Source organism: Streptomyces sp. M2CJ-2, from assembly GCF_016757295.1.
In the GTDB taxonomy this organism is placed as follows: domain Bacteria; phylum Actinomycetota; class Actinomycetes; order Streptomycetales; family Streptomycetaceae; genus Streptomyces.
Map to the genome: position 1 here is coordinate 7456 of NZ_JAESIF010000094.1, position 11510 is coordinate 18965.

Genomic DNA, 11510 nt, shown 5'->3' on the forward strand with positions numbered 1-11510 from the left:
AGTCGGCTACAACCCGCTCTCGGAGTTCGAGAGACTCCACAACTCTTCCTGCCTCGTGGTAGGAGGCTGCCAGGTTATTCAGTGCCGCGAGACTGTTCGGATGATCAGGGCCGAGGGTGCGCGCGTAGTCGGCTACAACCCGCTCTCGGAGTTCGAGAGACTCCACAACTCTTCCTGCCTCGTGGTAGGAGGCTGCCAGGTTGTTCAGTGCCGCAAGGCTGTCCGGATGATCAGGGCCCAAGACACGCTCAATGTCAGAGAGGACCTGCTCGCTGAGCAGCATTGCTTCCTCCACCTGCCCGGCGTCCATCCTCAGAATCGCCAGAGCGCTCCGCGCCGCCATGGTGTACTCGTGATCAGGCCCGAGGAGTCGCTCTGAGATGTGGAGAGTCTTGGTCATGAGGTGCGCGGCGTCCTCGTGGCGACCTGCGTCGCGATAAGAGGTCGCCAGTCTGACGTACGCTTCGACCGTGTCTACATGTTCGCCGCCGAGGTAACGCTCGGCTTGGTGGACCAAGGACTCGTCGAACTCCACAGCTTGCTGGTGAAGTCCCGTCTCATGGAAGCTGTCGCTGGCCCGGATGAGACTCGGATGCACCCGGTTGCTCCACAAGCGCCCATATGCGTGCTGGTTCAACGCGACGGTGTTGGCGCGCAGCAGTGCAGCCAGATCCTCGTTCCGCTCGTCCCTCTCTGGCCAAAGGCTTACCAAGGCATCAGCTGCCGTGGTGACAAGAGCGGTTAGGGCACCGGTGGGGGTTCCTTCGCGGATGGCACGGCTTGTGAGGGCATGCATGCGAGCGGGGGTTGCCGGGCTGTCCTGACTGATAAGGGCGTATGTGCGTAGGTGCCCGAGTGCCCGGAGAACGTCGGAGTGGGATACCGGACGGCGACGCGTGAACCAGCGGCTGCGCCGCCTCTCCCGCCTCATGCGGAAGTAAGCGAGAGCCGGCGTCGTGAGCCACAGTTCCGATGGGTGCCCCATCGGATCCATCAAGGCGATGAGTCGCACCAGATCGCGGACGAGGCCAGTGTCGTCGGCGGTTTCGACGGCGTTGAGTGATGCGGCCAGCGCTGTTCTCACATGCTGATCTGCGGCAGCCCCGTCAAGGTCTGGGGCAAGCAGATCGGACAGCCGGTTCCTATGGTCTTGAAAGCGATCCAGGTAGATATCGGTGCTGACTTCTTGGTTAAGCATGTAGGCGGCAGCGAGTCCCAGTGCGAGGGGCAGACAGCCAAGAACTTCAACGAGTTCCAGTGCAGAAGAGGACTGGTAGAGCTGCGACCTACCGGCGTCTGCCAGACGCCGGCGCAGGTAGGTGAGGGCTTCATCGACTTCATACACGTTGAGTTCGAGACCGACAGTGCGGGGTCCAGCGGCTGAGAAACTGTGAGTACGGTGGCGGGTCGTGACGATGACCCGCCCCCTGCTCGAACCGGTCCCCTCAGGCCACCACCTCTCGGCAGCTGCGGGGTCGCGTACGTCGTCGAGGACCAGGAGCCATCGTCGATCTGTGGAGGAGAGCCAGGTCCGGAATGCTTCAGCGGCGGTGATACGGTCCTCTGCCCTGGCTTCGACGAAGTCGAGTCGTTCCGCAGCCTGGGCGTAGGCGGCGACGATCTGCTCAGAGTCGGATGCGTCGACCCAGACGAGGATATCCAGACCGCCAGCTGAACTTTCCTGATCGCGGAGAGCGCGGGCTACATAAGCAGCAAGCTGGGTTTTCCCTACGCCGCCTGGCCCGGAGATGATGTAAACGGGAACGCTGGCAGGGGCAGGTTCCTCCTCGATCGTCCCGGCTGCGGATGAACGGGGCTGGAAGGCTGCGGCGAGCGGGGGAACCGTCCCGATCCACAGAGGCCAAGGGACCATGGTTCGCCAGGAAGGCAGCCCAATTTGCACAATGTGGTTGTTATCGCCGGTAACTTGAATTGCCTGGACGGCGTTCGCACTGACACTGTGCCGCGAGGCCCGCTCTCCGTCACGTCGTGCCATTGCTGCCTGCCCTCCAAGTCCGTTCAGGTTCCGGCCGATACACCGTCGACGCGCCTTGCGGAATGCCTTCAAGCCGGGATCCCCGGACGGTCGGCCTAGGGAGCGGCTGAGTGGCTGCGGATACTGCTATCGCAACCGGTGGTCCTCGGCAGTCCACTTCGCCGGGAATAACATGCCACAGTAGCGCCTGCTCCGCTGGACGGTGAGCTTCCTGGGACTATCTTGGACTTGCCGACTTGGCCGTAGACAACTCCGAAGTCAATCACTCTGAGTGACGGTTAGGGAGGAGGAGTCCCGCGTCACTTGCTGGTGTACGGTGACACTGTGTCAGCTTGCCGCCGGGTTCGGCATCGGCGCCGCACCCGTCTATCGCTACGTGTGCGAGGCCGTTGAAGTGCTCGCCGCCCTCGCACCAAGCCTGGCCGAGGCGATGAAGACGGCACGGACGAAGGCCTTCGTGCTCCTGGACGGCACTCTGCTGCCGATCGACTAGGGGCACCTCCCGGCCGAAGGCTGGGGGAGGCCGCTGCGGACACCCCGTACTACTCCGGGAAGCACCAGCGGCACGGGATGAACGTCCAGGTACTCACAGACCCGTTCGGCGACTGTTATGGGCCTCACCCGCGCTGCCCGGCGCCACGCACGACCTGACCGCGGCCCGCACACACGGGATCATCCATGCCCTCACGGAGGAGGGACTCAAGTGCTGGGCGGACAAGGCGTACAGGGAACCGGCCGACCCGTTCGTTTCCCGCTCCGGGGCCGTCGGCTCAAGCGGTGGCAGCGCTGGCACAACACCACCCACGCCAAGATCCGCTGCGTCGGCGAGTAGGCGATGGCCGCCTTGAAAGGCTGGCGCCTGCTGCGGAAACTCCGCTGCAGCACCAACCGCATCACCGACATCGTGAAGGCTGTCCTCGTCCTTCACCACGCATCAGCATGAGGTTGAAAACGGCTCCGTGTGTGCCTCGTGCGCGAAGCAGCACACGCGGTTAGCCGCTCGCCAGCGGAAGGCGGCGGTGAGCGAAGACTATGTCCCTCACGCGTTCTACAGCGGCCGGGGCGATGCGGGCCAGTACGGGCAAGACGTGGTGCCAGCCGTCGCCTGCGAGCGCGCTTGCCGTGAACTGCCGTGCCTCCTGCGCCGTTTCCATCATGTCGGGCGGAATCTGGGCAATGGCGAGTGTTCGAAACGTCTCAGTGAAGGTAGTGCTAGTGGATGCCGAGACGGCGCGGATGCCTGACGGTGTCCGGGTGAGATAGCCGGCCACAGCCGCGAACGCCTCGGCACGGTCATACGGGACGTTGTGTCGGCTTGCGCAATGGCGTGCGGCGTCGAGGTTGCCGAGCGCCGCGTGGGCGATAGCGATGGCCCCGGTCGGCAGCCCCCACGGGGCGTTGCCGGTCGACTTCTCCTCCCACGACGTCAGCGTGCTGCAGGCGTTGTCACGTTCTTTTCGAGCATGCATGAGGAGCATCGTGAGGAGGTCCTCCGTATCCAGCCAGGTCTCTGATTCCTTGAGCTTTTGGGCCACGTGTTCGGCGGCTTGGTGAAGGCGGTCAGCGCATCTTGCGTCTGCATCGGCGATGGCGGCGAAGAGCTCACCGAGCTCGGCCATACGTCCGCTCCAACCACGCGGTGATGAGTCCGCGGTCAGGAGACGTTCTCGTTGGCGGTCGATGAGGTACACAGCGGTGGCCGGGTCGTAGAACCGCAGCCCGGCCGCGACGGCCACCAGCGCGCGCTGCCTTCTGTCGTGATCCGCCGGGCCGGTCTCCTCGGCGAGGGCCAGGGCCCGGTCACGTTCGCCGATGTGGGCCAGGGCCTGCGCAGCAGCGCCCTTCGCGTCGGCCACCTCCCGGCCCGGAGCGCCATCGAAGAAGGAGAAGTTGTCGGCGCCTTCCAGCGTCCGGGTACGGTCAGCGGCCTCGCACGCCAGTCGTCGAGCATCCTCGGGATGCCCGGCCGGTGAGGCTGAGGCGGCTGCCGCAGCGAGCGCCTGCACTTGCTCGACAGGGTTCCGCAGACTCCGAGCCAACTGCGCGCCGTCACCCTGCCGGCCGATGGCCGAAAGCGCTGCACACAACGAGATGAACCAGGTCTCCCGTGGCTGGTTGCGCCGGGTGCCTCGATCTTGGGGAGATCCGAGTGCTTCCAGCGCCTGAGACAGCCGCCGACTCGCCTCGTCGGGCTCGTTACGCTCCGCGAGTCGGTATGCCTGCTGAGCCAGCGTCTGTGCGGATAGTTCCTCGCCCGGGTCGTCGAGGCCATCGGCGAGCGCGGCCCGGGCCCCGGCGAGCGTGTCCATACCCATCAGCCCGATGTGCCTCTCCTCCGGCACGCAAGCTACGAGACCGCGCGCACGGTCCACCGAGCCGGTGTCCACCAAAGCCCGTACGACGGCGGTCAGCATGGGGCTGAGGAGCATGGTCAGATCGGATTCGTCGTCGGTCGACAGTGCATCGGGATCTCCCAGCGCAGCCTCCAGGCGTTGTGCCGCCCGGTCAGCCAGAGTGTTCGCCTGTTGCGGGCGGGCGGTGGCCAGGGCCGAGGCTGCGGAAGCGTCGACGGCGCATGCGGTGAGACGTGCGGGGAACGCCTGGGTGTACTGGCTGATCCGTTCGTACATCCGGTCGACTTGTTCGCCTTCGGCGGCCGCGGCGATGGCGGCCCATGCCGACACGGGCGCGCTTGGATCGGCCGGAGAGCCGTCGGCCAGCTCCTCGGCATACCGCTCGGCCTGCTCCAGCAACTCCTGAGCCAAAGCGGGGTCGTGAGACTGGGCTGCGAGGGCGGCCCGGGCCACCACAGTGGCCCCGGCTTCGTCGCCGGCTGCTGCCGACGCCCCGAGTTTGCCGAGCAGTTCGCGTCCCTGGTGCAGCTCGCCGACGGCCATCAGTGCTACGGCGGCCTCCCCGGTGGCCTCCTCCGCCTCCTGCTCATCACCGCTCGGCGGAGCGCTCTCCCGGCGGGCCCGCTCAGCCCATCGTGCGGCCTCCATCGCCGCCTCAACGGCGTGCCGGTCGCCGATTCCGACCAGCACGCGGGCCAGCTCCGCCAGCCGGACAGCCTTCTCCGCCGGAAAGGGTGCGACGAGCGCAAGATCCATGGCGCGCCGAGCGTGTCCCAGCCTGGCGAACGCCACCGGGACACCTGCTGGCAGGGCCCTGGCCCGCTCTGCGAGCATGGCCGAGGAGGCCGCCAGCACCGTCAACGCCACCAAGTCGTCGGGACGATGGCGTCGGACTGCTTGGGCGGTCAGCTCGATGTGGGAGAACGCCGTATCCAGTGAGGCGCGCTCCAACAGGGCACGTTGACGATGCGGGTCGAGGGCGATCTCGGTCAGCCGCTGGATGTCGCCGGCGCTGTGCAGCATGCGCGGGTAGTCGTAGAGCAGGTAGGACGGAGTATCGGATGGCCAGTCCCGGGCGCGATAGCCATCCGCCCACTCGTGCAGCTGCCTCTCGAACCCGGTCACGCCGCCCAAGGCGGTCAGGGCCTCCCGACGAAGCTCCTCGTGGCCCAGCGCATGGACGTGCGAGGCAGTCGGAAAGTCGGACACGAGGACCTGGCCGTGGCTGCCGGGGATGAAACTGCGGCCGGTGATCCCCCGCAGGAGCCGGTCCACCCGGTAGGGGCGCACACCGACAAGGTGGGCCAGGTCGGCGGCCGTGAGGCTGCCGCGGGCCGCGACCAGCAAGCCGAGGAGGGGGACTCCGATCTCCTCGTCGTCCAGGAGCCGATGCAGCTCATGCCGGGCGAAGGCGCTGATACCCGGAGCGTGAGACCAGGGATCAAGCGTGCGGACGATGTCCCGGGCGCGCAGGGGATGGTCGGGGGGGACATCGTCCGGAACGGGCGGGCTGGGCCGGCCGGTGACCAGCACCCGCATGCCGGCCGGCGGGACCCTCGGCAGCAGGGCGGCGATGCTCAGCCCTTCGGTTGCGGGTCCCTGGTCTTCGTCGAGGCCGTCCACGATCAGCACCAGGCGCCGCCCCCGGCCCTGGCACGCCTCCGCTGCGGCTCGGCAGAGGTCGAGGAAGTCCTCGGGCCGGCTTCCCACGGTTCCAACGTCCCGCTGGGCGACCACCGCCAGTTGCCGTATCACCGTCTGGAGGAATCCCTGCCGGTCGTTGCGGCCCAGGCGATCGGTGACGAAGCAGGACACGATCTCCACGCCGTCCGGCCGGTGCCGGAGAACGAAGCCGGAGACCAAGGCTGATTTGCCCGCCCAAGCAGGCGCCTGCCACCACCCGTACGCGGATGTACTAGGGGAATCCGCTGCGGTACAGAACGCGCTCAGTTCCCGTAGTTCGGCGTCCCTGTCCAGCAGCTGCACCGGAAGGATGTACTGCTCGATCCAAGCGGCGTGGCTCTCGTCTCCCCGCGATGACGGCTTCGCAGGCGCGAGAGGCGAACGGAGCGGCTGGGCGTCATCCAACAGGGTGCGCCACCAACGCGTGTCACACGGCACATTCGCCCAGGTGCTCCACTGCTGGACCACGGCGATCAGTTGCTCACTGCTGCTCGGATCCGGAGTCTTCGCTCGGTTCCAGTCGGGGTGCAGCCACTCCGCCAGGCGCCGGTCGACCTTCGAATCGCGGCCGCCGACCGCGCGGGCGACAGCACGACGCGAATGCTCCTGCCCTGCCTGACGGCGGGCGGCTTTGGCTTTGGCCTCCAGGGCCCGCAGCGCGTCGTACAGCTCACGAGCCTTGGACGACTCCCCCACCTACTCCACCTTCCCCGGGTGCCCGCCGCCCGTCTGCCCGCCTCGGGGCACAACGGGCACGCCAATGACCAGGAGCGTAGAGGCACTTCGCCCGCCCCGCCCGCCCTTTCGGACATCCACCACCCACACGCGGCACGGTCATCCCTGTCCGGCCCCACCGGCTGGCGGATACCGAGAAGAGGAACGCATGAACATGACCACGCCCATAGCCCGCAAGCTGGGCCGTGCCGCGCTCTTTAGCCTGGTCCGTGGCGCATGCTGGGCACTGGGCTCAGCACTCGTGGCGGGCATTGTGTGGTGGGTCCAGAACCAGTAGCCGCTCAGGAGGGGCGCCTGGGCCCCGATCTGAACCGGCCCAGGCGCGTCCAAGATCGGCGCCAGCCACCTAAGGGACAGAGCGCCAGCCGTGCCCGGCCCGCACCCGGTGTACCACCGCCCGCGAAGGCCTTCGCCGGAGGACCGCAAGTACCTCACGCTCGCCAACGTGAGCGCGATGACCGGCGGAAGTCAGGAGTCCTCCCGGCAGCTGCTCGATGGGGACCTGCAGTGGTCCATCTCGGCGAGGGACCTTCTGGTGACCTGCGGGCAGTGCGTCGGCGCAGCCTTCTACCGGCTGGAGGACATCGGGTTGGGATTCCGATGCCAGCGCTGCCGGCAGCACAGCCCGATCGTCCGATCCGCCTGGAAGGGGCAGGACTGGAAGGGGCAGGAGCTGGAGCCGCAGTGGTACTACGGTCTCGACGAGGTCGCCTATCAGTGCCTGCGCTCGAACGTCCACGTACCGGTCCTCGCCCTCACCACGCTCGCCAAGTCCGCGCAATCCTTCATGCACATGCCCGAGGCGAGCGTCCACCGGGACGGCTACCCGGACATCGAGGTCGACCTCTGGGCCGTCGCCGACGGCCGGATCGTCATCGGCGAAACCAAGATCAGCAACCGTCTCGAGCCGACGAAACGCAGGGAAACACAGCGCTGCGCCGCCCTCAGGGGCTTGATCGAGGATCTCAGTTCTGACGAGTTCGACATGGCCACCACCGGCCCGCATGAGACGGGCGTGCCTAGGCCCTGGTGAACGAGAAGATCGCGGGCCAGGTGGAGCCAGCCGGAGTACGTGGCCTGGCCACGGGCGGCGCGCGACGAAGAACCGTTCCCGAAACCAAGCCGGACACTCACCGCCCACACTCGTCCGACCAGCGGAGTCGGCAACGAAACAGCGCTCCTGCCCGGCCGTTTGGCGAAATCGGCCAGGGGTATGAAACACGTCTGCTCAGGAGCGACGGTTGTTGATGTCGCTTGGCGCAACAGGGGGACAACGGGGTGTCTGATCCGCACAATGCAGGGCCGGGGGAGGCAGAACAGCCACCGTTGACAGTGCTGCCCCCTAGGCTGCGCATGGCGCCCATGCCGTCGCCGAAACAGATGGTCTCCTTCTACGACCCGGACCAGTTCGAAGAGTTCGTGAAGGAGTGGGTTCCGGCGCTGGAGCCGAGTTACGTCATGGTCGAACGGCATGGCGGTTCAGGCGACCACGGCATCGACGTAGCCGGCCATCTGTCGCGGGAGAGGCTGGAGGGGGAATGGCACAACTACCAGTGCAAGCGGTACGCCGCTGCCGTGGCCTGGGCTACCGCGGCCCAGGAGATGCGCAAAATGTTCGTGGCCGCCGCAGCTGGCGAGTTCACCGTTCCCACCCGGTACGTGTTCGTCGCACCGAGGATCTCGCGCAGCCTGCCCCGCCTATTCGCGAAACCGACCGACTGTCGGGCCAAGTTCCTGCAGGAACTGTCCACGACCCGGGACAAGCTTGTGACCGACCTCACCGCTGAGCAGCGAAGAGCCGTCGAGGACCTTGCCGCGGAGACCGATTTCTCTATCTTCGAGTGCATCGACCTGGACGAGATGCTCGCGTTGCACAAGACCACCCCGCACTGGGCGGACCGCTTCCCGTATGCGCCGTTCGAACAGGGACCACAGGAGATGGTTCCGCCACCCCAGCACAGCGAGGACGAAACCCGCTATGTCCAGTGTCTCGTCGACGTATACCGCGAGCGCTACCCCGGCACGATCGACAGCCTGGAGGAAGTACCCAGCGTCCAGGAGGCGGACGAGCACCTCAAACGCCAGCGCGTGGCCTTCTACGCGGCCGAGGCCCTGCGCGTGTTTGCCCGCGACGCCACCAAGCCGGCGTACTTCGAGCGGGTGAAGCAGGACGTGTACGACATCGTCGTGGAGGTGGCCGCCCGCTCGTATCCGGACGGCTGGGAGAGGCACGGTGCTGTCGTGGAGGCTGCCGGGACCGTCCAGCTGACCCCGACGGCTCTGGTTCCCTTCGTGGAGCCGAAGGCCCGAAAAGGGGTATGCCATCACTTGGCGAACGAGGCGCGTCTGACATGGTGCAGGGAGGGAGAGAAGTGACCCCGCTCAACAGCCCCCTCGAGGTTGGCGTACGCGCCCTTGTCCTCTTGGCCGAGAGCCACCCCGAACCCATGGACCTCGCGCAGCTGGTCGCTTTGGACCATGTGCTGCTCCACAGCGGTGAATACGACGGGCCTCCCAGTCTCCATCCCGACCTACCGGGACGCGCAGGCGAGCTCGGGATGAAGCGGGCCGTACTGGAGCAGGCGCTTCTGGTCCTGATCAGGGCTGGCCTGGCGGGCATAGTGGACCGCAGCGAGGGTCTGATGTATGCGGCCACCGACCGGGGCCCTGTCTTCGTCGACGTCTTGGAGGCGCCCTACGTCGAGTCGCTGCGGGAGCGCGCCGAGTGGGCGGTCCACCAGTTCGCGGCTCGGTCAGATGCCCGCGCCGCGACACAGGAGATCGTCGACCGCGCGTTCGCCGGACTCGTAGAGGACGGGGCCGGTCATGGATGATCTGCGGCTGGTGCACCTCACCTACGCGGGCATGGGCAAGCCCACCGCGAGCGTGGAGTTCGACCCGGCGCTGACGGTGATCTACGGGGCCTCGGACACCGGCAAGTCGTTCATCGTCGAGTCCATCGATTACATGCTCGGCGGCACCCGAGCGCCCGAGGTCCCGGAGGCCGAGGGCTATAGCCAGGTCCTGCTGGGGCTGCGGCTGCCGGGCGGAGCCGCGTTGACTCTGCTGCGCGCGCCGGGCGGCAACACCATCCACGTCTACCGGGACGATCTGCGGGATCTGGTCACTGGTTTCGCCGACACGCAGGTCACCGCAGCTCACACGGCGCGCAGCAAGAACAGCCTTTCGCTGTTCCTGCTCGGCGAGCTGGGGCTGGCAGATGTGAGGATTCGCAAGAACGAGGCGGGCGGCAGCCGGGTCCTGGCCCTGCGCGATCTTGTGCATCTCTGCGTGATTCCCGAGACACACATGGTCGCCCCCCTGTCCCCAGTCCTGCACTCGTCCGCCGCGAGCGGCAAGACCGCAGCGGCCTCGGTCATGCGGTTGATGCTGACCGGGGACGGCGACCCGGACGTCGACACTGGCCTCAACGCCGGGCAGCGCCGCGTTCACAAGGGGAAGATTGCCCTACTCGACCAGATCATCCTCGATCTGCAGAGCAAGCTGACCACGAACGAGAACGTGAGGGACCTGCGGGACCGTCAGGTGCGCCTGCAGGCGTCCATCGACGAACATTCCACCACCCTGCGGGTGATCACCGACCGTCACCTTGGGGCGGTTACGAGCCGTATGAGGGCGGCCGAGGAGCTGTCCGCGGTGGAGTCGCGCCTCGCGGAGGTGGGTGACCTGGTCTCCCGGTTCGGGCTACTGGAGGAGCAGTACCGCTCTGACCTCCGGCGCCTGGAGATGGTGACCGAGGCTGGCAGCCTTCTGGGCTACTTCCGCGTCGGCACGTGTGTCTTCTGCGGCGCCGAGCCCGAGCACCAAAATCCCGGCCACGGGGAACACGAAACGACCCAGCTGCACCTCGCAGTGCAGAACGAGACCGCGAAGACCAGTTCTCTGCTGGCCGATCTGCTTCCCACGATCGAAGACCTGTGCGCCCAGTTCGACACGCTCAGCGCACGGCGGACGTCCTTACTGCGGGAGACGGCCCGCATGGATGCAGAGATCCGCGCGGCGGAGGACCAGTTGGCACCTCTGAGGCAACGCATGGAGGAGCACCTGCAGGTCCGCTCGGAGATCGAGCGGAGTCTTGAGCTACACGCGCGGATCGACGAACTGGAGGAGCGGCGCTCACGGCTGGACGGCGAAACGGTCGGACCCGGGCAGCGGCCCGCCGAGTACGTCCCCAACCGGATTCTGTCCGCCTTCGACGAGACGCTGCGCCGCACGCTGGAAGCGTGGAAGGTCCCCGCCGTGGAGTTCGCGGAGTACGACCAATACGCCATGGACGTCCGTGCGGGAGGCCGTCCCCGTGCCAGCCGGGGCAAGGGCGTCCGCTCCGTCCTGCACTCGGCATTCACCACCGCGCTGGCACAGTTTTGTCTGAGCAACGACAGGCCGCATCCGGGTTTTGTCGTCCTCGACTCGCCCGTGGTGACCTACCGGGACCCCATCAGCGACGAGCCCATCGGCGAGGACGTCGACCTGACCTCCCACGTGGTAGACCACTTTTACCGGGACATGCTCGACTTCCCCGGACAGGCCATCGTCGTCGAGAACGGTGACCCGCCCATCGACGTGCTCTCCGAAGCCCGCAGTTACCGGTTCACCGGGACCGGACCGGGCAGGCACGGCTTCTTCCCCGTCTCCGCTGCGGACAGCTAGTGTGTCGAGTCTTTGATTCGGTTCAGATATCCGGCGAGGCGTTCGAAGATCTCATCAGCGGTCTTCGTCCA

Annotated in this window: 6 protein-coding genes and 1 pseudogene (1 of these 7 running past the window's edge); 5 read left to right on the forward strand and 2 right to left on the reverse strand. The window is 66.8% G+C overall.

Going from position 1 to position 11510, the window contains the following annotated elements:
- On the reverse strand, positions 1–1873 hold the 5' portion of the coding sequence (locus JL475_RS34905) for a tetratricopeptide repeat protein (RefSeq protein WP_202282227.1). 11 nt of this gene lie to the left of the window's left edge; only the first 1873 of its 1884 coding nucleotides appear in the window; its start codon is at positions 1871–1873; its stop codon lies off the left edge, out of view.
- A 451-nt stretch (positions 1874–2324) separates the two neighbouring features.
- Between JL475_RS34905 and JL475_RS34910 the strand changes: the two are divergent.
- Positions 2325–2939 (forward strand): annotated as a pseudogene (locus JL475_RS34910) (transposase family protein); the annotation flags it as partial.
- Positions 2940–2988: 49 nt separating this feature from the next.
- On the opposite strand, the gene JL475_RS34915 reads toward JL475_RS34910, so the two are convergent.
- The gene (locus JL475_RS34915; RefSeq protein ID WP_202282228.1) at positions 2989–6729 is read right to left on the reverse strand and encodes a hypothetical protein; all 3741 of its coding nucleotides are present in this window, start codon (positions 6727–6729) and stop codon (positions 2989–2991) included.
- A 484-nt stretch (positions 6730–7213) separates the two neighbouring features.
- On the opposite strand from JL475_RS34915, the gene JL475_RS34920 reads away from it, so the two are divergent.
- From JL475_RS34920 to JL475_RS34935, 4 genes are all read left to right on the forward strand, one after another.
- Positions 7214–7801, forward strand: coding sequence for a hypothetical protein (locus tag JL475_RS34920; protein ID WP_202282229.1), 588 nt, complete (start codon positions 7214–7216; stop codon positions 7799–7801).
- A 329-nt stretch (positions 7802–8130) separates the two neighbouring features.
- Complete coding sequence (locus JL475_RS34925) at positions 8131–9144, forward strand: ABC-three component system protein (protein WP_237409146.1); 1014 nt, start codon at positions 8131–8133, stop codon at positions 9142–9144.
- Complete coding sequence (locus tag JL475_RS34930) at positions 9120–9602, forward strand: ABC-three component system middle component 2 (protein ID WP_307825262.1); 483 nt, start codon at positions 9120–9122, stop codon at positions 9600–9602. The genes JL475_RS34925 and JL475_RS34930 overlap by 25 nt, the downstream gene beginning before the upstream one ends.
- A complete protein-coding gene (locus JL475_RS34935) occupies positions 9595–11439 on the forward strand; it encodes a hypothetical protein (RefSeq protein ID WP_202282232.1) in 1845 nt (614 codons plus the stop codon). The genes JL475_RS34930 and JL475_RS34935 overlap by 8 nt, the downstream gene beginning before the upstream one ends.
- The last annotated feature ends 71 nt before the right edge of the window (positions 11440–11510 follow it).

What these genes read in the sequence shown, in the direction of transcription:
- JL475_RS34925 (WP_237409146.1), top strand. Translation starts at nt 8,131, where the DNA reads ATGCCGTCGCCGAAACAGATGGTCTCCTTCTACGACCCGGACCAGTTC.
- JL475_RS34935 (WP_202282232.1), top strand. Translation starts at nt 9,595, where the DNA reads ATGGATGATCTGCGGCTGGTGCACCTCACCTACGCGGGCATGGGCAAG.
- JL475_RS34930 (WP_307825262.1), top strand. Translation starts at nt 9,120, where the DNA reads ATGGTGCAGGGAGGGAGAGAAGTGACCCCGCTCAACAGCCCCCTCGAG.